Annotated in this window: 22 protein-coding genes, 1 tRNA gene and 2 riboswitches; of the genes, 17 read left to right on the plus strand and 6 right to left on the minus strand. The window is 45.6% G+C overall.

Annotated features, from left to right (window positions below; translation table 11 throughout):
- Window positions 1-243: 243 nt before the first annotated feature.
- Window positions 244-792, plus strand: coding sequence for an NADPH-dependent FMN reductase (ssuE, locus tag H70737_RS02340; RefSeq protein ID WP_042184465.1), 549 nt, complete (start codon window positions 244-246; stop codon window positions 790-792).
- Window positions 793-963: 171 nt separating this feature from the next.
- On the opposite strand, the gene H70737_RS02345 is transcribed toward ssuE, so the two are convergent.
- The 4 genes from H70737_RS02345 to H70737_RS02360 form a co-directional block, all read right to left on the minus strand.
- Window positions 964-1,995: a ribonucleotide-diphosphate reductase subunit beta gene (locus tag H70737_RS02345; RefSeq protein ID WP_036682584.1), complete on the minus strand. Its 1,032-nt coding sequence runs from the start codon at window positions 1,993-1,995 to the stop codon at window positions 964-966.
- A 280-nt stretch (window positions 1,996-2,275) separates the two neighbouring features.
- Window positions 2,276-4,609 carry a ribonucleoside-diphosphate reductase subunit alpha gene (locus H70737_RS02350; RefSeq protein ID WP_042184468.1) on the minus strand — a complete coding sequence of 778 codons (2,334 nt, stop codon included), beginning with the start codon at window positions 4,607-4,609 and terminating at the stop codon, window positions 2,276-2,278.
- 55 nt (window positions 4,610-4,664) lie between these two features.
- Window positions 4,665-5,180, minus strand: coding sequence for an anaerobic ribonucleoside-triphosphate reductase activating protein (gene nrdG / locus H70737_RS02355; RefSeq protein WP_042184469.1), 516 nt, complete (start codon window positions 5,178-5,180; stop codon window positions 4,665-4,667).
- A complete protein-coding gene (locus H70737_RS02360) occupies window positions 5,177-7,162 on the minus strand; it encodes an anaerobic ribonucleoside triphosphate reductase (protein ID WP_042184472.1) in 1,986 nt (661 codons plus the stop codon). Before H70737_RS02360 ends, nrdG begins: the two co-directional genes overlap by 4 nt.
- A 217-nt stretch (window positions 7,163-7,379) precedes the next feature.
- Window positions 7,380-7,614, minus strand: a riboswitch (cobalamin riboswitch).
- A 374-nt stretch (window positions 7,615-7,988) separates the two neighbouring features.
- Between H70737_RS02360 and H70737_RS02365 the strand changes: the two genes are divergently transcribed.
- The 7 genes from H70737_RS02365 to H70737_RS02385 all read left to right on the plus strand — a co-directional run bounded on the left by H70737_RS02365 (window position 7,989) and on the right by H70737_RS02385 (window position 10,678).
- The gene (locus H70737_RS02365) at window positions 7,989-8,297 is read left to right on the plus strand and encodes an MTH1187 family thiamine-binding protein (RefSeq protein WP_042184474.1); all 309 of its coding nucleotides are present in this window, start codon (window positions 7,989-7,991) and stop codon (window positions 8,295-8,297) included.
- Between the two features lie 94 nt (window positions 8,298-8,391).
- Window positions 8,392-8,463, plus strand: a tRNA-Thr gene (locus H70737_RS02370).
- A gap of 150 nt (window positions 8,464-8,613) precedes the next feature.
- A complete protein-coding gene (locus tag H70737_RS02375) occupies window positions 8,614-8,871 on the plus strand; it encodes an N-acetylmuramoyl-L-alanine amidase (RefSeq protein ID WP_231573463.1) in 258 nt (85 codons plus the stop codon).
- Between the two features lie 93 nt (window positions 8,872-8,964).
- On the plus strand, window positions 8,965-9,195 hold the full coding sequence (locus H70737_RS30940; RefSeq protein ID WP_042184478.1) for a hypothetical protein: 231 nt from the start codon (window positions 8,965-8,967) through the stop codon (window positions 9,193-9,195).
- A 178-nt stretch (window positions 9,196-9,373) separates the two neighbouring features.
- Entirely contained in the window at window positions 9,374-9,529 is a 156-nt protein-coding gene (locus tag H70737_RS30945; RefSeq protein ID WP_197071257.1) for a hypothetical protein, read from the plus strand.
- A gap of 30 nt (window positions 9,530-9,559) precedes the next feature.
- Entirely contained in the window at window positions 9,560-9,661 is a 102-nt protein-coding gene (locus H70737_RS30950) for a sporulation protein YjcZ (protein ID WP_197071258.1), read from the plus strand.
- A 474-nt stretch (window positions 9,662-10,135) separates the two neighbouring features.
- Window positions 10,136-10,678 carry an NAD(P)H-dependent oxidoreductase gene (locus H70737_RS02385; protein ID WP_042184480.1) on the plus strand — a complete coding sequence of 181 codons (543 nt, stop codon included), beginning with the start codon at window positions 10,136-10,138 and terminating at the stop codon, window positions 10,676-10,678.
- Between the two features lie 64 nt (window positions 10,679-10,742).
- Here the strand turns inward: H70737_RS02385 and H70737_RS02390 are convergent, their stop codons facing one another.
- Both H70737_RS02390 and H70737_RS02395 read right to left on the minus strand, forming a co-directional pair.
- Window positions 10,743-11,117: a winged helix-turn-helix transcriptional regulator gene (locus H70737_RS02390; RefSeq protein ID WP_042184482.1), complete on the minus strand. Its 375-nt coding sequence runs from the start codon at window positions 11,115-11,117 to the stop codon at window positions 10,743-10,745.
- Between the two features lie 444 nt (window positions 11,118-11,561).
- On the minus strand, window positions 11,562-11,954 hold the full coding sequence (locus H70737_RS02395; RefSeq protein WP_042184484.1) for a YhjD family protein: 393 nt from the start codon (window positions 11,952-11,954) through the stop codon (window positions 11,562-11,564).
- Window positions 11,955-12,445: 491 nt separating this feature from the next.
- Window positions 12,446-12,536, plus strand: a riboswitch (cyclic di-GMP riboswitch).
- Window positions 12,537-12,646: 110 nt separating this feature from the next.
- Here H70737_RS02395 and H70737_RS30115 point away from each other — a divergent pair.
- The 9 genes from H70737_RS30115 (at window position 12,647) to H70737_RS02460 (ending at window position 23,525) form a co-directional block, all read left to right on the plus strand.
- Window positions 12,647-14,839: a choice-of-anchor A family protein gene (locus tag H70737_RS30115; RefSeq protein WP_081951013.1), complete on the plus strand. Its 2,193-nt coding sequence runs from the start codon at window positions 12,647-12,649 to the stop codon at window positions 14,837-14,839.
- Window positions 14,840-15,011: 172 nt separating this feature from the next.
- Window positions 15,012-15,947 carry an alpha/beta hydrolase gene (locus tag H70737_RS02425; protein WP_042184491.1) on the plus strand — a complete coding sequence of 312 codons (936 nt, stop codon included), beginning with the start codon at window positions 15,012-15,014 and terminating at the stop codon, window positions 15,945-15,947.
- Between the two features lie 730 nt (window positions 15,948-16,677).
- The gene (locus H70737_RS02430) at window positions 16,678-17,067 is read left to right on the plus strand and encodes a NusG domain II-containing protein (protein ID WP_042184493.1); all 390 of its coding nucleotides are present in this window, start codon (window positions 16,678-16,680) and stop codon (window positions 17,065-17,067) included.
- The gene (locus H70737_RS02435; RefSeq protein WP_042123757.1) at window positions 17,051-17,608 is read left to right on the plus strand and encodes a Gx transporter family protein; all 558 of its coding nucleotides are present in this window, start codon (window positions 17,051-17,053) and stop codon (window positions 17,606-17,608) included. The genes H70737_RS02430 and H70737_RS02435 overlap by 17 nt, the downstream gene beginning before the upstream one ends.
- Before the next feature lie 29 nt (window positions 17,609-17,637).
- A complete protein-coding gene (locus tag H70737_RS02440; RefSeq protein ID WP_052404135.1) occupies window positions 17,638-18,492 on the plus strand; it encodes an ATP-binding cassette domain-containing protein in 855 nt (284 codons plus the stop codon).
- A complete protein-coding gene (locus tag H70737_RS02445) occupies window positions 18,483-19,388 on the plus strand; it encodes an ATP-binding cassette domain-containing protein (protein WP_042184495.1) in 906 nt (301 codons plus the stop codon). Before H70737_RS02440 ends, H70737_RS02445 begins: the two co-directional genes overlap by 10 nt.
- Window positions 19,381-20,172, plus strand: coding sequence for an energy-coupling factor transporter transmembrane component T family protein (locus H70737_RS02450; protein ID WP_042184497.1), 792 nt, complete (start codon window positions 19,381-19,383; stop codon window positions 20,170-20,172). Before H70737_RS02445 ends, H70737_RS02450 begins: the two co-directional genes overlap by 8 nt.
- Before the next feature lie 43 nt (window positions 20,173-20,215).
- Window positions 20,216-22,141 (plus strand): peptidase U32 family protein, encoded by a 1,926-nt coding sequence (locus tag H70737_RS02455; RefSeq protein WP_042184499.1) that lies wholly within the window; start codon window positions 20,216-20,218, stop codon window positions 22,139-22,141.
- Between the two features lie 97 nt (window positions 22,142-22,238).
- Window positions 22,239-23,525, plus strand: coding sequence for an aspartate aminotransferase family protein (locus tag H70737_RS02460; protein WP_042184501.1), 1,287 nt, complete (start codon window positions 22,239-22,241; stop codon window positions 23,523-23,525).
- Window positions 23,526-23,532 lie beyond the last annotated feature (7 nt).

Consider the following 23,532-nt stretch of genomic DNA (forward strand, 5'->3'; position numbering starts at 1 on the left):
GGTGAACTTAGGGAGTCATTATAGGCTCCGGTCGCAGACGCCTCACGGTTGGATGCCGGTCATTGGCCTGTTTCTTGGATTTAATATTGTTGCTTAGTATATCGCAAGAGTGGGATGAGCGCAAGCGTTTATGGTTTGACAATAATATCTGATCTGCGATAGGATTAATATTAATTTGAAGTATTCCTGTCGGGATAAATACTTGCAGTGTGAGCTGCTTAATGGGATGAAAGAGGTGGAGAAGTGGCTAAAATTGTTGTGATTAACGGAACACCTTCCTTGGTATCGCGCATCAATGCAGTTATAGAGTATGCGGAGGCAAGCTTAACGGATCAGGGCTTTGAGGTTGAGCGTATTAACGTTGCAGAGCTGCCAGCGGAAGATTTGATTCATACCAAGTTTGAGAGTGATTCTATCGTCAAAGCGAACGGCCTTGTAGCCGAAGCGGATGCGGTAATCGTGGTTAGCCCGGTTTATAAAGCCTCTTATACAGGCGTGCTGAAGACCTTCTTGGATCTAGTTCCACAAAAGGGATTGGCCGGCAAAATCGTACTCCCGCTCTTCATGGGTGGCAGTCTTGCACATCTACTTACGATTGATTATGCTTTGAAACCTGTGTTGTCTGTACTCGGTGCACGTTACATTCTTGGTGGAGTGTATGCCGTGGATTCTCAGGTGGTTCGTAATGATCACGGAGTGGTAGAGCTTGCTGAGGAGCTGAAGCTGCGTCTGAATGATGCGTTAGCTGAGCTTGCAGAAGAAACTACACATCGTGTGGAACGCAAGGCTTAAGACTAAGTAGCAAGCATTCTGTTTCGAATGGATTCATACCAACTATATAAGCGTCTCATTCATACCTGATCCAAGGGGTGAAGAGACGCTTTTTGCTATAGTAAAAAGGCCATCTCACTGTGAAAGTAGAGAATGGCCTTTTTTTTATATAGGGTTCGTTATAATCCGGTCTTACAAATCGTCGAATCCGTTATCGTCGCCAACCTTACCGTAGTTACGGGATTTAGCTTCGAAGAAGTCGGTTTTGGTGGCATTAAGCGCATCATCGGAGAAAGGTTTGATCCAAGGCATACAGTTAACATCAACGCCTTGGTAGGCTTTTTCCATACCCATCAAGGTTAAGCGCTTGTTCGCTGTATATTTGATGTAGTCACTAAGCTCGTTAAGATCAATACCGCGGACATTAGTAAGGGTGTAGTAAGCCCAGTTGGTTTCAAGCTCTACCGCGCGGTCGATCGTACGATACACGTAATCCATGTTCTCTTTAGTGTTCAACTCAGGGAAATCTACAAGCAGCTGCTTAAATACTTCTGCGAAGAAATAGCAGTGCTGATTCTCGTCACGTTGGATATAAGAGATCATTTGGCTGGTCGCCATCATCTTCTGGTCACGGGCCAGATTGTAGAAGAAGGCGAAGGTGCTGTAGAAGAAAATTCCTTCCAAGATGAGATCGGCTACCAGCGCATGGAAAAAGGTTTGTCTCGTAGGGTTATCACGGAACTCTTGATAAATATCAGAGATAAACTGATTGCGTTCCAGCAGGACAGGGTCTTTTTTCCAATATTCAAAAATTTCTTTCTGCTCACTTTCCGACACGATAGAGGAAAGAACATAGGAATAGGATTGGTTATGCACCACTTCTTGTTGTCCGATAATGGCAGAGATAGCTTCTAGAGAAGAGTCAGTAAAATAACGCTTCACGTCGCTTACGAACATCGTCTGCATCGAGTCTAACACGGCGAGCAGGGAGATGTTGATCTTAAATACGCGTTGCTCCTCAGCATCGAGCATAGGGAATTGTTGCGCATCTTTGGACATTGGGATTTCATCCGCGATCCAGTGATTCAGCAGCAGCACCTTGTACAGCTTGTACATATGCGGCATGCGAATATCGTTCCAGTTCAGAATACCTGAGCACTCACCGTCGATGATGCGTGTGGATTGGTTGGGTGCTTCAGTGTTAAAAATCTTTTGTAGTTGCATTTAATTTCCCTCCATTTTTTTGCGCTGGTAATTCGTCTTGTCTGATCTTTAATTAAATTAGGTTGATGAAGTAACGGAGAGAAAGTTTGGAGCTGTAGGAGCGATAGCGTTCGCCCGAAAGCTTTCCGTAGGAAAGCTCGCATCGAAAGCATATGCTATCCTCGGATTTCTACCGCGAAGACGGTATAGATCAAGAAATCTGAGGATAACAGCGACCGGAAGCCCAAACATTTCTCGCAGTTACGATTAAATCACCAAATTTTTTAAAGCAGTAAGACTCTTAGCTAGCGCAAGAATCACACTCTTCTATTGTCAAAGCACGGCTACGCACATAATAAGTTGATTTCAATCCGCCCTTCCAGGCGTTCAGATGCAGCTCAAGGAACTCGGTAGCCTTGATGTCAGGACGAACATACAGGTTAAAGCTTTGGCCTTGATCGACGTGACGCTGACGAGCAGAAGCCATGCGGATCGACCAGTTTTGGTCAATTGTAAACGCAGTTTTATAGTACCAAATCGTCTTGTCGGACAGATCCGGTGCTGGGTTAGCGATCTTGTAAGTTGTTTTCTCTTCATAGGAAAGCAATTCATACAAAGGATCAATGCTGGCTGTGGAGCCGGCAATAATCGATGTGGAGCCGTTCGGTGCAATCGCGAACATCCATGCGTTACGAACACCGTCTTTAGCCACTTCTTCTTGCAGCTCGCGCCATTGTTCAGTGGTTACATATTTACCTTCTTGTTCACCGCTAACGTAGCCACGTGAAGTAAAGTATGCACCTGTCTCCCAATCGGAACCGGCGAACTTCGGATAACGGCCTTTTTCACGGGCAAGCTCCATGCTCGAACGTACCAACAGGTAGTTGATGTGTTCATACAAATGGTTGTTATATTCTACGGCTTCATCAGATTCCCAACGAATGCCCTTGAGTGCCAATAGGTGATGCAAGCCGAATGTGCCGAGACCGACTGCGCGGTATTGGCTGTTCGTGTATTGTGCTTGCAGAACTTCAATATTATTAATGTCGATTACGTTGTCCAGCATACGTACTTGGATAGGTACAAGTCTTTCCAGCACACCAGCTGGAATCGCACGTGCCAAGTGAATCGAATTCAGGTTGCAGACTACGAAATCGCCAGGGATTTTGGAGATAACAATCCGGGTCTTGCCATCTTTGGTTACTAATTCTTCCTGTTCAATAACGGTAGCGGATTGATTCTGCATAATTTCTGTGCACAGGTTGGAAGAGAAGACCATACCTTGGTGACGGTTCGGGTTCGTCCGGTTAACCGTATCACGGTAGAACATATATGGAGTACCTGTTTCAAGCTGTGATTTCATAATCCGTTTCATGATGTCGATCGCAGGAACGGTAATACGGGACAATTCCAAATTGGCTGTAGCTTCAGCATATTTTTCACGGAAAGTGCCTTTACCAAGCTCTTCATCGTAGAAGTCTTCCAGACCAAGCGGACGACCGTTCTCATCCGTCCAGCCCATAACCTTCTTCACTTCATGTGGGCAGAAGAGGTTCCAGTGGCTGCGTGATTCAACGGCTTCCATGAACAAGTCCGGCAGGGTTACACCGTGGAATACGTCATGTGCACGCATACGCTCGTCACCATTATTTAGTTTAAGATCGAGGAAAGCGAGAATATCTTTATGGAATACATCAAGGTAGACAGCGACAGCACCTTTACGTGTTCCAAGTTGATCTACACTGACTGCTGTATTGTTCAATTGGCGAATCCAAGGAATTACGCCGGAGCTAGTGTTCTTATGGCCACGGATATCCGAACCCCGTGCCCGTACTTTACCAAGGTAGACGCCGATACCGCCACCCATTTTGCTAAGGCGCGCTACGTCTGTATTGGAATCAAAGATACCCTCTAGGGAATCGTCTACCGTATCAATGAAGCAGCTGGATAGCTGTCCAGCGACCTTTTTGCCGGCATTGGACATTGTAGGGGTAGCAGCTGTCATGTAGATGTTGCTCATAGCCCAGTAAGCTTCTTTTACAAGCTCAAGACGTTTCTCAGCTGGTTCACGGTGCATCAGGTACATAGCAATAATCATATAACGTTCTTGTGGAAGCTCCATTACACGGCCGTCAAAATCATGCGCCAAATAACGGTCGGATAGCGTAAGCAGACCGATATAGTCAAACAAAAGATCGCGTGTATAATCGATACACCCACCTAGTTCGATAATTTGTTCTTTGGTGTAATGACTTAGAAGCTCTTCACGATAGATTCCTTTTTTTACGAGATCCGTAATTAGCGGGTACAGCTCACCGTAAGGCTCTTCTGGATAAGCTTTATAGCGGCGATGAACGGCTGCTTTTTTATAAAGGGTAGTCAGAAGGGCACGGGCAGCTGCAAACTTCCAAGTAGGCTCTTCTTTCGTTACAAGCTCTAGAGCACTCATGGTGAAGGCATTGCTAATTTCTTCTCCGCTTACGGAGTCACGACGCAGTTTGGAAATTACTCCCCGCAGCAATGTTTCTTTATTTAGTTGATCAAGACCTTCTAAGATACGGTCGGCGTATACGGAAAGGCGCTTCTCATCAAAAGCCAGTTGGCGATTATCTGGTTTTACTACGAATTGTGGCATGGTTATTTCATCCCTTCTTATTTTGGATTAATTTTGAATATCAAAAATTGATATATTATAGCGCAGTAGGCTGCCACAGAAAGACCTCCGAGCCGTTCGTACTGGCCGGAATGTCGATTATGCGTTGGTTAGAGCTTCCTCGGTAAGGAAGTGTAGTATCTTTCAATTCTTCTATAAAACGTCCATCTATTAATACCTGACACTGTGTAAGTAGATTCCACTCCGGCGAACCGGGAAGGGCGGTTAGTTCCTCATACGTATAACCACTGTAAATCCAGATGGGGAAGCCAGGGAGCACGGCGCGAAGCTCATGAATGAACCCAAGTACCTCTTCTGCCGAGAAAAAAGGATCGCCGCCTGCCAGTGTTAGACCATCCAGCAAAGGGTTAGCGGCGATTTCTGCAATGATTTCATGTTGACGTTCTAAGGTGAAGGCTTCTCCATATTTAAAGTTCCATGTCTCGGGATTAAAGCATCCCGGGCAACGATGACGGCAGCCGCTGATGAAGAGGACGGCCCGCATGCCCTCTCCCTCGTTAATCGACTCCGGATAGTATCCGCAAATATTCATAGATGCTTAACGCGATCCCGTACTTCGGCTTGTTTGGCGGCATTGAAGCGGGTCTGATAGTCGCCAGTTAAATAACCTGTAACTCTGCGCAAACGACGGATGTGCACGTCATTCTCATGTGCGTTGCAGGAAGGACAGTTTGTCCCAATTACGCCTTCGTATCCGCAGCTGGAGCAGCGGTCAATCGGATGGTTAATGCTGAAGTAGCTGACCTGTTGTTCTAGTGCATATTTAATGATTTTGATAAAAGCAGATGGATTGCTGCGGGCATTGCCATTTAATTCGACATAAGAAATAGCCCCGGCATTGCAGTATTCATGGAAAGGAGCTTCCAAGCTGATCTTCTGAGCAGCACCTAGATCGTAGTATACAGGGATGTGGAAAGAGTTCGTATAATACTCACGGTCAGTTACGCCCGGAATAGAACCCAGTACCTTGCGATCAATCTTGGTGAATTTGCCGGACAGGCCCTCTGCTGGTGTTGCGAACAAGGTAATGTTGAGATTAAGTTCCTCACTTTTAAGGTCGCAATACTCCCGCATGTGACGCACGATAGCCACAGCCTTGGCATGGACTTCCATATGCTCGCCATGGTGTTTGCCGTACATGGCTTTCATGCATTCCGCCATACCGATGAAGCCAAGCGACAGACTACCATGCTTCAGCAGTTCGCCTACAGAGTCTTCAGGAGCGAGATTTTCGCCGCCTTCCCAGACGCCTTCTCGCATCATGAAATCGGATGCTTTAGCTTTTTGCGCGCTTTGGATGTGGAACCGATGAAGAAGTCCTTCCAGCGCAATATCCATATAGTGGTTTAGATCCTCATAGAAGCCAGCTTCATCTGCGACGGTACGTCGGCCTGTTACTGTGCCGTGTGCCAGACCGAGCCGAACCAGATTCAGTGTATTAAAGGAAAGGTTGCCCTTCCCGGAGCAATGATTACGCCCAAAACGGTCACCGAGCACTCGGGTGCGGCAGCCCATTGTAGCAAATTCCGTATCAGGATCACTTGGATCATAATACTGCAAGTTGAGCGGAGCGTCCAGATTAGCGAAGTTCGGATATAGTCTGCGTGCAGAACATTCCGCCGCTTTTAGGAACAATTCATAGTTAGGATCACCTTGCTGTTGATTGACTCCTTGCTTGCATTTGAAGATTTGAATCGGGAACACAGGTGTTTCTCCGCTGCCAAGTCCGTTCATCGTTGCTGTTAGCAGGGAGCTGATCACAAGCTGACCTTCTGGTGAAGTACAAGTACCATAATTGATGCTGGTAAACGGAATTTGCCCACCGGATCGGCTGGACATGGTGTTGAGATTATGTACCATACTTTCAGCCGCTTGCAGGGTTTCGATTTCGGTTTCCTTTAGTGCAAAACGAAACGCTTTTGGATATAACTCCGCCAGATCGATCCGGCTCATTGTAATCTCGCCCAAAGAATCATTAGCTTGTCCCTCATCAAAATAATCCAGACCCTTGCGGAACAGCTTAGCGAAGGATTTGGTTACATAAGGTGCTAGATCATAGTCGAGTTTATTGGCGGATACGCCGCCATATTGAGCATTTTGCTGGGATTGAAAAATAATTGCTACCAGTGACATAGCTGTCATTATGGAGTTCGGAGGACGAACACTGCCGTTGCCGGTGTTGAAGCCTTCGCGGAGAAGCTTATCGAACGGGATAAAAATGCAGTTAGTCGTTCCGATTGCGTATTGATCCAGATCATGCACATAGACGACATTGTCATCAATGGCTTGCACTAGCTGCGGCGGCATCGTAAAGTTGCGGGCGTACCATTTTGAATATTCACTGCCGAACTTGCTCATTTTACCGGAGAAACTCTCTCCGTTCAAATTGGCATTCTCGCGCAGCAGGTCCAAATCCCGGCTGTCGATAATATCGCGTCCTAAATCAATGAGCTCTTCTAAAAGAACTTCTCGTGCATTTGTTGTACCGTTAAATTGTCTCTCCAACAACGTCATTGTATAGCTCTCCTCTCAGTCTATCGTCCTATCATTAAGAAGTGGGGCCGCATAAGCGGCCGTATATTCATTGTGATCTCATAAAAAAAGCATCCTCTAGCGAGGATGGCAGAAAATGCCCGATGCGTTATGTAAATATCCACACAGATATTTGCAGTGGTCTCTAAGAAGATGACCGCATGCGGACACCGTTCCTGTTCCTCGCAGGCACTCATAGTTGGTGTCGTCGAAACAGGCAGGTCTCCTGGCTTCCGTAGGACCTCTCAGCGCCTTCCCAAGGGGGCTCTTACCCCTCAGTGGCTTCTGCCAGGAGATCTGCCCATCTTAAGCTTAAAAAAGCTTGTAAGGGGCATCCGGTTACAGTGGCGGGACCGCAGCGGATTTTCACCGTACTTCCCTATTAAGCTCTAATTCCGATAAAGGATCAAAGCGCCTGTCTCCACTATATTTTGTTGTCGTTAGATAAAAATAACCCAAGATGTTGTGTTTGTAAATAGTTTTTTAGAAAACCCGCGTGGGGAGCGGGTTCTTCAAAAGTACTCCACAAATGATCCACAGGCTGTCCATAAGTAATCCACAATTGATCCACAGGCATATGAAAAATGATTCATAAATTGTCCGAAAAGATGCCACAAAGAGTCCATAAATGTAGTGCAGATGACCCTAGAATTCATGTTAGAAAAAATACTTGTGGCGAAAGTCATATTTCGGAGAATTTTGGGGAAAGAAGAAGGGGCATAATAAAGCTGAGATCATTTGTGGGAGAGCGGTGGAGTTGTTACAATAGAAGGAGACACATACTTTAAAATTCCGAGGAGGTATTCCCATGCCTATTGCTGAAGTAACCGTTATTCCGATTGGAACAGGTAGTACGAGCCTTAGCAGCTATGTTGCGGATATGCAGCGAGTGCTGAAGACGGTAGAAGGGATTACTTATGAGCTTACATCCATGGGTACAATCATCGAAGGGCCTCTTCAGCGTATTTTTGCTGCAGTCGAAGCGCTGCACGAGTCTCCTTTTTCCGCAGGTGCAGAGCGTGTCTCTACCTCACTTAAAATAGACGACCGCCGCGATAAACCCTCCACTAGCCGTGGAAAGCTGGAGTCTGTGGAGCGTAAACTACAGGTGGAATAGCAGTTCGGGAGAGTAGGGAAATAGGGAGAAATAGGCTTGCGTTTCTGGCTGAAAGTTGTATAATATTTTTTGTTTGACAGAAAAATCGGCTTAAGCTGGTGTAGCTCAGGGGTAGAGCAACGCACTCGTAATGCGTAGGCCGGGGGTTCAATTCCCTTCACCAGCATCCCAAAAAACCATATTTGGCGCGGATTCTTGAAGTTTGGGGAGTCGCGCTTTTTTGTTTCTTCTACCATTCTTCTACCGAAAGAGTGTCTTTTCCGCTTGTAATGGAGTCCCCAACGACCGGGGCCAAAAGGCAAAAAAACTGCATGTGGTGCGTGAGAGCAACATACCTGCAGTACTCACGGAGAATTTATTTTTGGATGTGGCAACCGACGCTGCCAAACTCAAAAAAGATGTGGTTATCCAAGCAATCATTGATAGCCATGTGATCGGGATTGCAAAGTACCTAGGGCTGAAAAAGAAGGAAACAGCGAATCAGGGCAACAATGACAATAAAGTGGTAGTACTCGTAAACGGCAAGAAAGAGCAAGTAAGACAGTTAACCTTACAAAGTGAACTGGAAAGTTAATTTGTCGAGCCGGAAGTTTTGGGCGCTGCTGGCCGTTACCGGCGTAACCTCTCATCATAAAATAAAGTAATACGAGCGAGGGGGAGTTTCCTGATGGATGCTTATTGCAGCTGCTTGCGCTACATGAATAGAAGAGTGCGGATTCTGACTAAAGATGGTAGACAGCACGTAGGCGTAATTACAAATGTGGACAGAAATAATGTTTACTTAAGAACGGAACATAACGGATCTGTGCACACTTCAGCTTTTTTTGGTAATCCTTTTGCTACAAATGACATCTTAACCTTGAGTTTGTTCACTCTGCTGGCTATAGCCCTTATTTAAAAAATCATAAAACCGGGAAAAACCGCCCACTGGCTTCGGCTGGTGGGTATTTTTTTGTTTTTTACGAAATGTCGGATCCCGCAACAGGCCTACTATTTTCGTTTCTTTTTTACCCAAGCACCGATACAAATCCCGCATATCTTAGTTTTGTATCCAATTAAAAAGGAGGAATTGACAAATGGGCGAAGTACGTGGAGAACGTTGTTGCGGCGTTGGTGAACGTGAACGTGAACGTGAACCTGAACGTTTTGTTGGTGGAGCCTTTACATCCACAGGGGCAATCTTAGTGCTCTTTATCCTGCTGGTCATCATTACAAAAGCTTGTATATTTTAAATTGTATTCAATTACAAAGGAGGAGTTAAAATGGGCGAATTCGCAGGAGGATATGGTGGCTTTACTTCTACCGCCGCAATTCTGGTTCTGTTTATCTTGTTGGTAATCATCTCTAAGACTTTGTTTATTTAAGTTTCAAACCTCCCAATATAGCTGCACCTTATTAAATCCGCCAGTACTCATGCTGGTGGATTTTTTTCATACATAATCAAAAACGCACCCTGTCAACCTTAAGTGGTAGGCGAGTATCCCAAATGGATTATGTTGAAATTATGCGGAAGTACCGTACCCTTCCAGTAATGGTGGGGTATTTCTTTGCGTTCAGGCAAATTTTTTTATCAGTGATATAGAGTTCATACACATAACGTTACATCCGTCTAACCTTTACTCAAGTAAAATGGCGGAATGACCCAGTCTCTCTTGTGTGATATTTGGGTGTACACCGAAGACGAGATTCGCCCCGAAGACTATACATCAATCACGTGCAGGCAGGTTGCAGTGCTTACCTTTAGGTAAGTACGTGAACTAAAAGTGCATACTTACGCGATGTCATGGTGGGAGGTATACTCAAGTCCTAAATCTGATTCAAACATGGAGGATACACCAATGAAAACACTTATTGTCGTCACGCACCCAAACATCGAAACATCCGTCGTTAATAAACGCTGGATCGAAGAACTCCGTAAATATCCAGACAAATATACGGTGCACGAGCTGTACAAAGCCTATCCCGATGAAAAAATCAACGTGGAAAAGGAACAACAGCTGATTGAAGCGCATGATAAGCTCGTCTTACAATTCCCTGTCTACTGGTTTAGTAGTCCACCTCTGCTTAAAAAGTGGCTGGACGAAGTATTTACTTACGGATGGGCATATGGCTCGAAGAGTGATAAATTAAGAAATCGAAAAATCGCATTAGCTGTAACTGCCGGAGGAAGTGCAAAAGACTTTAGTGAAGAAGGTAAACTCGGCTACGGGCTTGACCGTATTTTATCTCCCTTTGACACGACTTTTTTGTATTGCAACGCTGATTATCGTTCCTTCTATGCCATTTATGGCACGGAATCTGAGACGGTAGGAAGTACGGATTACTTAAATAAATTGGATATCAGTTCGCAAGGCTATGTTGAATTTATCGAAAATATGTAATTAGATTTGAAGCAAAAAGCAGCATTTTCATTAATGGAAATGCTGCTTTTGTCATAAGTTGTCGTTAAATCGTAAAAGGTATGGTTATCTCTTGCGCGGCTGGAACGAAGTTTTTCTCTCCCCAAGTGCACATCATATCCAGCACCGGAATAAGCGATTGGCCCTTCTCGGTCAAGGAATACTCAACTTTAGGGGGAATCTGGGGGAATTCCTCGCGCCTGACGAGACAGTCGGCTTCCAGTTCTTTCAACATAACGCTTAATGTCTTAAAAGGTATTGTACCGATACCCCGTTGCAGTTCATTGAACCGCACGATCTTGTTTTCAGAGAGATAGTAGAGAATAGTCATTTTATATTTACCACTAATAATAGACAAGGTGTAGCCAAAGCTAGTGTCCTTCTGTTGAATGCCAGGCGGTATACAGATTTCATCACTCATGGGCTATTACCCTCCTTCAGAAAATATTCAACGAAAAGGCAAACGCCTGTTGTCGCTCCGTACTGAGGTCCCGACTTTATTATGTTTTACAACCTGCTATCAAGTCATCCTGTGAGAACGAATTCACTATATCATTTTGAAACAATTTGTTCAAAGCACTCGTGGCTAACTATCAATCGGTCGATTTTCTCTGTCGGCGAAGCGGGCCTCTTTGGTTGGAAATCAAAAGTGCCAAGCGGATAGCCTAAGCGACGAATTGAAGTTTTTAATGTAATTTTCATGTGAGCATCATCTTATTTTCAGGTTCAAGGTATATATTGAAGACACCAAACACCCCCCAGTGTTTTGTGGTATAAATCTCTCAGGTCTTGCCAACTCCCATGGTAAGGCCTATTTTTTTGTTCGCTAATTAAATGAGGGAGGGGGGGCAGCTTCTTCGCTACTTCACTTAATCTGATACTGCTCTTCATAGCTCTTAAAAGATGAAATATCCAGACCGAGATATCTGCGCATATGAATGGCAGCTTGGGCAGCGACGATGTCGTTTAACAGCAGCATTCGTTCATGGTATCCACGACATATAAATTTGGCTTCTATCCCCGTGTTAAGTCTGTTCTGCTCATAAACCTTGATTCCCCGTTTTCTCATCTCTGAACGAACATCTCTTAGATCTGTTGTAGCAACTGCTGCGGCTGTTTCAAGAACCTCCAGATAGGGGGTAGGTGTTCGTAAATGTGCAGATAGAATGGCGGAGTCCCGTTCGAAAGCTGATAAAATCATCGGAAGCAATAAATAAGATTTGACCAGCATGTTGTCCCTGCTTTCAGCTCTATTCATGAATCTCATCACCTCTAATGGGAACGTATATTCGTATTCTACCCCGATATTCCAAAAATAATCAATGGTATTTCTAAACAGCTAGTCCAATGTGATTGAATTCACAACTAAATTAGAAAGAATAAAATATATTAAAATTGTAATAATAAAAAATAATGCTTCAGACTTATATAAAGGGAGAATTAGGATGAAAGAGGAAGGAAGTCTCCACCGTGGAATGGTATTTGGTTTGATTCTAAGTATTTCATTATGGATATCGATATTAGGTTGGATAAAGTTACTTTAAAATTGAAGGAAAACCTTTGTGTGAAGCGCCTTTAGGCGCTTTTTTTGTGCTTGCTTACGCGTATGAATATCAAAAGGAATTGATTGACAATTGTGGGGATGGAGCGCTAAACTATTATTAGTTCAAAAGTATTAAAAGTCATAGACGATTATTTAATAGGATGCTTAAAATGCTAGTTCTAATCCGCAAGTCAATACATATATTATCATGATAATAGCAAACCGCCTGAAAGGGTGGGACGCAAAGTCCAGGAGTCTAAAGTGTCTTAAATGCGCTATGACCGTCCGACTGCCATGAGAAGGGAATTCCACTTCTTTTTTGGCGGTCTTTTTTGTTGTTAGGTCCTTTAGAGTTTCTGGTAATTATTCTGATTAAATATAAATCATAGTTTTAGGAGGTGTGCTTTTTGAAAAGAAGAATGAAACCGCTGCTTGCACTAGTATTAGCGGGGATTTTGACAGTAGGTAGTGGTCTTTCTGGAGGTCATTTGGTAAATGCGGCTGGGGAGGTGCTTCCCTATACTCCTACACCTGTGTTAGGTATTGCAGGGAATTTTAATACTTTTATTTTTGGGGATTTCAAACAATCTAATGATCAGGTTCATGGGCGCCTTGCGGCCAAAGGTAATATTACTTTGCAGAATTACGGCGTATCCAAGGATAATCCAGGTGGAGATGTTCTTATCGCTGGTAATGACATCAGTTTTACTAATGGGACTGTTCATGGAGCATCCGTTTATGGTGGTGTTTTTTCCAGCAACGGTGTAGATCTTAAAGAACCAGCGAGAAAAGGGACTCCTATTGATTTTGATGCTGAAGAGCAATTTCTTATTGGACGTTCTAATGAATTCTCTTCGCTTGCTACAATAGGAACTTTCAAAAAGGAATATGGGAAAATAACGATTGATGCTTCGGAACCATTTAACGTTCTTAATCTTAGTGCTGCCGATTTCGCTGGTGCTAATGGCTTACAGTTTAATATTGCAAATAGCGCCACAGTTATCATTAACGTTAGCGGAAGTTCAGTTAACATTCCAAGCTTTCAAATCTGGGGAGGTAGCCCTAACAAGGTATTATTTAATTTTTATGAAGCTAGCACTGTTGACATTGGAAGTTTAACAATAGAAGGAACTATCCTAGCTCCGCTTGCAAAAGTAACTTATAATTCCGGTGAACTGCATGGGACGCTGATTGCAAAGGGATTTGCTGGTGGAGTGCAGATGCATTGGTATCCATATGGAGGGGAAGAACCACCTCCGACACCAACGCCGACCGTGACGCCAACACCAACGCCGACCGTGACGCCAACACCGACGCCGACCGTGACGCCAACACCAACGCCAACCGTGACACCAACACCGACGCCGACCGTGACACCAACACCAACGCCAACGCCGACCGTGACGCCTACGCCGTGCGTGACACCGACACCGAAGCCAACACCAACGCCGAAGCCAACACACACACCAAAGCCAACACCGACACCGAAGCCGACACACACACCAAAGCCAACACACACACCAAAACCAACACCAACGCCGACCGTGACGCCAACACCAACGCCGACCGTGACGCCAACACCAACGCCGACCGTGACGCCAACACCAACGCCGACCGTGACGCCAACACCAACGCCGACCGTGACACCAACACCAACGCCGACCGTGACGCCAACACCAACGCCGACCGTGACGCCAACACCAACGCCGACCGTGACACCAACACCAACGCCGACCGTGACGCCAACACCAACGCCGACCGTGACGCCAACACCAACGCCGACCGTGACGCCAACACCAACGCCGACCGTGACGCCAACACCAACGCCGACCGTGACGCCAACACCAACGCCGACCGTGACGCCAACACCAACGCCGACCGTGACACCAACACCAACGCCGACCGTGACACCAACACCAACGCCGATCGTGACGCCAACACCAACGCCGACCGTGACGCCAACACCAACGCCGACCGTGACGCCAACACCAACGCCGACCGTGACGCCAACACCAACGCCGACCGTGACACCAACGCCAACACCGTCGCCGGAAGTAACGCCAACACCGACACCGTCGTCGGAAGTGACGCCAACACCGACACCGTCGTCGGAAGTGACGCCAACACCGACATCGTCGTCGGAAGTAACACCAACACCGACACCGTCGTCAGAAGTAACGCCAACACCGACGCCGTCGTCAGAAGTAACGCCAACACCGACGCCAACGCCGGAGCCTCCGGTGTTCCCGACACCAACACCATCATTTGTAATTGGCACTATCATTGTTAATGATGATCCTGTGCCGCTGGGCCCTGTAGCTTCGTCGACTCCAGCACTTGTACCAACACCAACACCGTCGAGCAACACAGAGGTACTTGTTGATGATGAGGAGATTCCATTAGGACCAGTATTGACAGTAACACCAACGCCGTCACCAGAGGATATTGCTGTAGTGGATGATACAATCCCGCTAGGTAATCCACCTGTGGATGAACTTCCAAAAACGGGAGAATCAAGTTCAGTCCCTTATTATGTAACTGGTCTAGGTTTTGCACTTATTGGATTGCTAATGAGAAATAGATTCTCGAGCAAGAAATAATAAACGGTGATTGTAGCTTGAATACAAGTTATGCCGTGAAGAATAGTAAAGCCGCTTTCGGGACATATTCCGAGGGCGGTTTTCTTTTGTTATGATTGTTATATTTTGGCGCATTCTAAGTAGATGTTATACTGATTTACAACGGATATGAGGAAAGGACGGGGAAGATGAATTGGTATGGTTCTTCATTAGCGCTGTCATCGCCATAGGAGCTCTGATCTATGCGGGCTTTTTCTTTTATGGAATTGCTATTAAACGAGCACCGAAGGAATTCCTGAGTAATAATCGTGATTTGAAGGTTGATCCCCCGGTTGCCGGGGCTTCTTGGGGTGAGGGGAAGGATTGGATCTCCAGTCAGAGCTTTGAGAATGTGGAGATTACATCTGAGGACGGGCTACAACTAAGAGGGTACTTGCTCCTTTCGGATCGTGCTGAAGGTCGTACGGCGATTCTAGCTCACGGTTATTCTGGAAAAGGGAAGGATATGGGGGCGTACGCCAAAATTTATTACGAGAGACTGGGCTTTAATATCCTGATTCCCGATGCCAGGGGACATGGGGAAAGCGCTGGGAATTATATTGGTTTTGGATGGCATGAGCGCAAGGATTATTTGCAGTGGATTGATTATATAATTGAAAAGACTGGGCCCAGTGCTCAAGTTGTACTACATGGGGTCTCTATGGGTGGTGCTACAGTGCTAATGACCTCAGGCGAAAATCTCCCGCCGCAGGTCAAAGCTATTGTCTCGGACTGTGCTTACAGCTCAGTTAAAGCACAATTAGCCTACCAACTACGGCGTATGTATCGCTTGCCAAGTTTCCCTTTTATTCAAAGTGCGAGTCTAATTACTCGTTTGAAAGCAGGGTATGGTTTTAGTGAAGCGTCTGCCTTGAAACAGGTGAGGAAGGCGAAGGTGCCGATTCTTTTTATTCATGGGGATGCCGATAATTTTGTACCATATAGTATGATGAATGAATTGTATGAGGCATGTCAGAGTCCCAAAGAGAAATTCGTAGTGCCTCAAGCAGGGCATGGGTTAGCTTATGATATGGATAAGACGGGGTATATAAACGTAGTAACAGTTTTTGTGAATCAGTATGTAAATTAGATGCCCTGAACGTAGACAGCGCCCGATATCCGCTAGGTAGCGGTTATCGGGCGCCTATATTTTTCCACACATGGCATGTGTCCTTATGTAAGGTTCGTACAGCCATGCTTTTTCGTTATATTCATCCCCCGCCGTTCGTGAGTAACGGGTGTCTTAATTCCTTGTTATTTCCAGCAGCCGTGTGGCGAGAATAATCCTTCCAATACGACAAAAGCCCTACCTCTCTTTTGCCCTTGCGGCTCCATTGACCGCGCCAGTGTGAATCGGAATGCTATATTTCGAATTTAGTCTCATAAAAAGGAAAGTTTCTGCAAGAAAACATGAAGCCTCTGTGTCCAAATTGCCGAAGTGTAAAATAGTCGGCCTGACATCTTCTTGATGGGGATATTCAATATATCGAAAAACAAATACGATATAAATATAACACAGTATTGTTTAAAAGGCAAATATAATAATGAATTCCAAGATAAGGGTTGTTTGATTTAGAAGGGGAACAAGCAGAGCAAGAGAAAGCGTTTGATTTGAATATATCGTATGCTGGATTATTTGTGGATTAATTCGGAAAAGCTAGAAAGCCAGAGTAAATGGGGCTGTGGGGGTTATTTTGCGTGCCTATTTTGTGAACTGGTCTCTAAAACTTACATTAAACCCCAACATTGATTGAAGGATTGAGGGTAGACCGTTATAATTAATAAGTCTGGATTTTAATTAAAAAATAAGGGAGATTTTTATGAAACGCGCAGATGTGTGGTTGATTTCCATCGTGTTGATTGCTGCGCTCGCTTTTCTCGCACCGAGATGGTTTTCGGACAATGATGATAAAGGTGGGGCCGGTAAAAATCTCGTAGCCAATGTAACGGTGGACGGCGAGTTATTTAAAACGGTAAAGCTTACAAAAGAAGAACAAACCATTGAGGTTCGTACCGAACGTGGCTATAACCTCTTGAAGGTGCATGATTACGGGATTGAAATGTACGATGCCGACTGCCCGGATCAAGTATGCCTAGGTTTTGGTTTTATTACCCTGCCCAAACAGACGATTGTCTGTCTACCGCATAGAGTATTAGTGGAAATCACAAGTGCGTCGGGGGAGGATGATATAGATGCCTATGTCCAGTAGTGAATCTGCAACAGCTTTAAAAAGAACGGTAATTATTGCGATTTTCGCCGCAGTGGCAGTAGTGCTTAGTCTAATAGAAGCACAGATTCCGTTGTCAGGAATGGGACTGGTGCCGGGCGCTAAACTAGGATTAGCTAACATCATGATTTTGACTTGTATTTACTTTTTACGTGGACGGGACGCATTCCTGCTTGTCATCCTCAAAACGTTGCTTACTGCATTTTTGCTAGGTACTTTTTCAAGCTTACTATTCAGTTTATTCGGTTCGCTGTTTAGCTTTGTTGTAATGTTCGTGTTAATGCTGATTAGTGGCAAAGGCAAGAGTATAAGCTTAATTGGCATTAGTATAGCTGGTGGGATTGCACATAATATCGGTCAGCTGCTGGCAGCTTCTATGGTATTCTCATCCCTTAGTATTTTTTATTATCTTCCCATGCTGCTAATCACTGGAGTAGTAACAGGAATTGCCGTGGGTTATGCAGTCCGTTATTTGGTGGCTTCATTGTCAAAAATATCGTTGTTTGAAGAGTTTTTGGACTGATTAGTCACATCAGCGGAAGGATGACTAACATGAATGAATCATATGAAGGTCAAGAATTAGAGGGAGAAGGACAAGCTATCATCTCTCTGGATGGGGTATCGTTTGGTTATGATCCTGAGCATCCGATTCTTCAAAATATAACGTTATCTATTTCTCAGGGACAATGGGTTAGCTTGGTTGGTCCTAATGGCTGCGGAAAGTCTACGCTAGTTAAGCTACTAAATGCTTTGCTGCCTAAGAGTGCTGGCGAGATTGTGGTTAGTGGTATGCAACTGAGTGAAGAAACGATCGGAAGCATTCGGCAATGCATTGGTATGGTGTTCCAAAATCCAGATAATCAGTTTATTGGAGCCACTGTAGAGGAAGATATCTTATTCGGCCTGGAAGGGCTTTGTTTGTCGTACGAAGAGATGGCCGAACGATTACACTCTTATACGACGAGGCTGGGAATAAATCATCTGCTGTCCAAACACCCAGGTGAGCTGTCTGGAGGCCAAAAGCAGCGTGTCGCTATCGCCTCCATTCTTGCTATGGAACCAGGCATCGTCATTTTTGACGAGGCCTCTTCTATGTTGGATGAAGGAAGCAGAAATGATCTTCTTGGTATTTTGCAAGATATGCGAGCGGAAGGAAAGTATACGATCCTTATGATTACGCATGATGCAGATGAAATTTTGGCATCGGATCGGGTGCTTGCGCTGCATGGAGGTGGTTTAGCTGCTGATGTTACACCGGCGGAGCTGTTCCGGAACGAGGAGCTTCTGCAAAAATGCCATCTGTGTGAGCCGTATCCTTGGCGTCTTGCACGCGAGCTGCAGAATCAGGGCATCCATGTGGATGTTCCCGCCAGTGAAAAGGAGCTTATAGACACGTTATGGCCATAGAATTACAGCAAGTAAGTTATTCCTATGCTGACCGAAGCCTATGGAAGCTGACGGCGCTCCGCGACATTAACCTCAGTGTTCCAACAGGCTCTATGGTTGGTATTGCTGGGGCGACAGGCTCTGGTAAATCGACACTGCTGCAGTTGTTTAACGGGATACTGAAACCAACGGAGGGTACGGTAAAAGTACTCGATGTAACCATCCAGGCGGGGGAGAAATCACCTAAGCTGATGCCGCTGCGCCGTAGAGTCGGATTGGTATTTCAATTTCCAGAGCAGCAAATGTTTGAAGATACGGTCGAAAAGGATCTTATCTTCGGTCCTCTTAACTTCGGCATGAGCCTCGAAGAGGCAAAGGCACGCGCAAGACAGGCCATGCTAGATATGGGGTTGGATCTGGCGCTGCTAGAGCGGAATCCTTTTAAATTGAGCGGTGGGCAAATGCGTAAGGCAGCTATTGCCTCCGTACTAGCTATGGATCCTGAAGTCATCGTTCTGGATGAACCGACGGCTACGCTTGATCCCATCAGCCGTGCAGAACTAATCCACTTGCTGGAGCGTTTATGCCGTGAGCAGGGGAGAACGATCATCGTCGTCACGCATCGGATGGATGAGTTATTACCTTACGCGGACAACTGGCTTGTCCTTAAAGAGGGCAGTACGGCATTTCAAGGCAGCGTAAAAGCGCTGGCAGATGACCCTTCGATTCTGGAACAGTGTGGCTTGACGGTTCCGCAGTCCCTTCGTTACTGGCGTGCAGTAGCTGATCGCTTTGGTCTTACGGATGAAGCTCCTCGCTTAACGGCTGAGAGCTTAGCAGAGCTAATCGCTTCGCTGCCATCTGGATCAGGCAACTCTAGCGAGCAGCACGAAGGAAAGAGGGATGGCCATGAATGAGAAGTTAATCATAGGGCGCAGTATTGAGACCGGTTCATGGGTGCATAAGCTAGATGCTCGTGCCAAAATCACCGGAATGCTATTATACGTAGCTGTTATCCTGCTCTCCCGTTCGTGGATGGCTATGGCGCTGCTGGCTATTTTCTCAATAGCGGTTATGGCTTCCACTCGGATTCCGCTTAAATACTTCCTGAAAGCAGCTAAGCCTTTACGGTATTTAATGCTATTTATCTTTATCGTACAGCTGCTGTCTGTGAAGACGGGTGAGGCGGTGCTGACGCTTGGTTCGTGGTCCATTTATGAGGGAGGGCTAAGATTAGGCGCATTTTCGGTCATCCGCATGTTCTTTCTGATCACTTTCACGGCGTTACTTACATTCACCACAACGCCGGGTAAGCTGAATCAAGGGCTGGAGGGGATTTTGGCTCCATTCAAAAAGTTTGGCTTGAAGCCCGACCGTATCACACTGATGATCAGCATTTCCCTTCGTTTCATACCTACGATTCTAGATGAGTCGCAGATTATCATGAAAGCGCAGGCCTCACGGGGTGCTGATCTGAAGGAGCTACCTTTAAAGGAAAAGGGACGAATGTTAGTGTCCTTGCTGGTTCCGATTATCGCTAGTGCGTTTAGGCGTGCGCAGGATCTGGTATATTCCATGGAAGCTCGTGGCTTTCGTATGGATGCTCCGCGTAGCCAGTATCACCGCCTAAGGTGGGGCATATTCGATACTATTTTTATTACTATGTTTATTGTAATGGGGATTGCAGTAGCTTTGGTGTAAAGTACAACTTGTATGGAGAGTATCAACTTGGGAGGGAACTTGAATGGCACGTTATTTTAATGGTAGAGAGATTGAATTATTAGCACCCGCAGGAACGTTTGAGATTTTCAAGGAAGTGATCCAGGCACGATGTGATGCAGTTTATTTTGGTGGACCTGTATTGAATATGAGAATGATGCGTAAAGGATATAATCTGTCTCATGAGGAGATCGTAGAGGCACTAGATATCGCTCACCGTCTAGACAAAAAAGTGTATATCACAGTGAATAACCTATTTAGTGAAGAAGATGTGGAAGAGGCTAAAGAATATTTGCGTTTCCTTGATGGTGCTCGTCCCGATGCCTTGATTGTTCAGGATATGGCAGTGCTGGAGCTAATTCGCGAGATGGAGCTTAATCTTCCTATTCACTCTTCGGTCATGATGAATGTTCACAATCTGGAAATGATCTACGCATTGCGTGATCTGGGTGTAAGTCGTGTGGTTACTTCGCGGGAAATGGATTTGCAGACAGCTAAGCTGCTAGGTCAGCGGAGTGGGATGGAACTGGAGTATTTTATTCACGGGGATATGTGCTCCGTTCACGGTGCGAATTGTTATTTCAGCTCCCATGTATTCGGTATGAGCAGTAACCGTGGGAAATGTATGAAGCCTTGCCGCTGGGATTATCGGGTTAAAAAAGACGGGTATGTATATCCGGCCGAATACCCCCTAGCTGTAAAAGATATGTTTATGTATGAGCATCTTCCGGAATTGATTGAATCAGGGATCACCTCCTTTAAAATAGAGGGCCGCATGCGGGATAAGGAGTTTATGGTGATGCTGGCGAATAGCTACGGCGAAGCCATTGACCGGTATATCGATGATCCGATTGGCTTTGATCGTACGGTAGATACGAAAGAGCTTCATAACAACCGTAAACGTGACTTTTCGACGGCGTATGCCTTCGGCAAACCAGGACTGACTAACATTAACCGCCGTTATGAAGGAACTGGTAAATTCTATAGCACTGGAAAAGTATTCAGTACACCAACTGCAGAGCGTGAGCTGTCTGAGAAACGAGTTGAGCAGTTGCGGGAAAGATTGGCTGAGGTCGAGCAACCGCAAAAGACAAAAGCCAAGTTAGCTGTACGTGTGAATAATATGGAACAGGCACGGATGGTCTTAGAGCTTGGTGTAGATAGCCTGTACTTGCCAGGGGATGTATTTGAACCAGATAAACCTTTTACAAAGCGTGACATCAAGGAACTGGGTGAGCTAAAGGGCGATAGCAAAATCTACTTGGGTTTACCACGGATGATGACCGAGCTGCATTTTGATCAATATGATCAATTGCTTGGCGGAGAACGCTTGCCGATTGACGGTATTATCGTTACAAATTTAGGAGCTATTCGTCGTTATAACAATACAGGTTATCCGCTAATTGGGGACAGTAACTTAAATGTATACAATCATCTTTCAGCGCAATTATATGCTAACTTAGGTTTAACTCAGCTTTCGGTATCGCCAGAAATGACGCTAGAGCATTTTGCTACCTTTGCCTCTCGTTGCAAAACGCCTTTGGAAGTTGTTGTTCATGGTACACCTGCACTAATGTATATGGAACATGATCTTTATGAGAATACGGAGTTAATGGAGCCTATTGCTGAAGAGGATAATCAATATGTACACAATAATGTATTGGTACTAAAGACAGACCAAGGCGAGAATCCGGTATATCGTGATCAGCACGGCCGTTGCCATCTTTTATTCGCAAAAGAGCTTTGCTATTTACCTTTGTTGAGTGAGATGAGTGGACTAGGGATATCAAGCTTCCGTATTGAAGGAGCAACCTATAGCGTCGAACAGCTACGTGAAATTATTGTTTCTTATCAACAGGCAATCAACGGATCTGATAGCGGGGATGACATGCTGGGCGGCCTTAAGCCGGTCTATGCTGGTTATACTTTGGGCTCGCTACAGTTCAACTAATTGTATTTTAATGGGAACTAAATATCGCCTAGTGATAGGGCGGTGCACAGGACTCTATGAATAAGTTACTATTTTCACAAAAAGGAGAGAACCCTTCATGGAACAACAAGACTTCATCGGAAGAGAAGCAGTAGCAGCCAAACGTAAGCAATATTTCTATCCTTGTACACAGCATTTTTACCGTGATGCACCTCAGCTTGTTCGTGGTTCAATGCAGTTTGTTTATGATGAAAAAGGAAAGTCCTATACGGATTTCTTCGCTGGCGTATCCGTAGTCGCATGTGGTCACTGTAATCCGGCCATAACAGTACGCACGATTGAACAACTGCAGCAGCTGCAGCATACGACAACCATCTATCTAACTCAACCGAGTGTAGATTTGGCAGAGCGTTTGGAAGAGGTTATGCCGGGTGGGCTACGACGGACCTTCTTTGTTAACAGTGGCTCTGAAGCTAATGAGGGAGCTCTGCTGCTCGCTCGGATGTATACGGGACGTAAAGGGTTTATAGCGCTGGAGAGTGGCCTGCATGGCCGTACCAATCTAACTATGAGTGTGACAGGCCTGCCTATGTGGCGTACCGATAAATACTTGGATCATGACGTTGAGTTTATTCCTCGCCCTTATCATCCGGATTTATCGCTGGAGGAAGCGGCATCGTTATCCCTGGAATCGCTAGAGCGGGTGCTTGAAGAGAAGGGGAATACTATCGCTGCCATGATCGTAGAGCCAATCCAAGGCAACGGCGGAATGATTATGCCAACCCGAACCTACTTCCGTGATGTAAAAGCATTGTTAGAGAGATACGGTGTACTCCTAATCGCTGATGAAATCCAAACTGGATTTGGACGTACTGGTAAAATGTTTGCTATGGAGCATTTTGACGTTGTACCCGATATTATAAGTATGGCCAAAGCACTCGGTAACGGAATTCCAGTTGCAGCCTTCGCTACAACCGATGAGATTGCCCTTGCCCTAAACCGTCCTTCAGCTTCCACATTTGGGGGGAATCCGGTATCTGCTGCAACGGCGCTGGCTGTGCTTGATTATATTCGAGATGAACGGCTTCCTGAACGCTCGGTACAGCTCGGAGAACGATTGAAGGCAGGTCTGAAGGCTTTGCAAGCTCGTTATCCTTCGATGATAGTTGATGTGCGGGGAACTGGACTAATGCTGGGTGCGGAGCTAACGGGTGTAGATGCTGAGGGTGCAGCGGCACTTACAGATCAAGTGCTGGAGGCGATGAAGGACCGAGGTTATCTAATCGGTAAAAATGGCATAGGACGCAATGTACTAGCCTTCCAGCCACCGATGATTATTACAGAAGAAGATATCGACGGGATGCTTGACGTCCTGAACGAAGTTCTTGCGGAGCTTAATGACTAATACAATG

Origin of the sequence: Paenibacillus sp. FSL H7-0737, from assembly GCF_000758545.1 — a bacterium.
Classification (GTDB): domain Bacteria; phylum Bacillota; class Bacilli; order Paenibacillales; family Paenibacillaceae; genus Paenibacillus_AQ.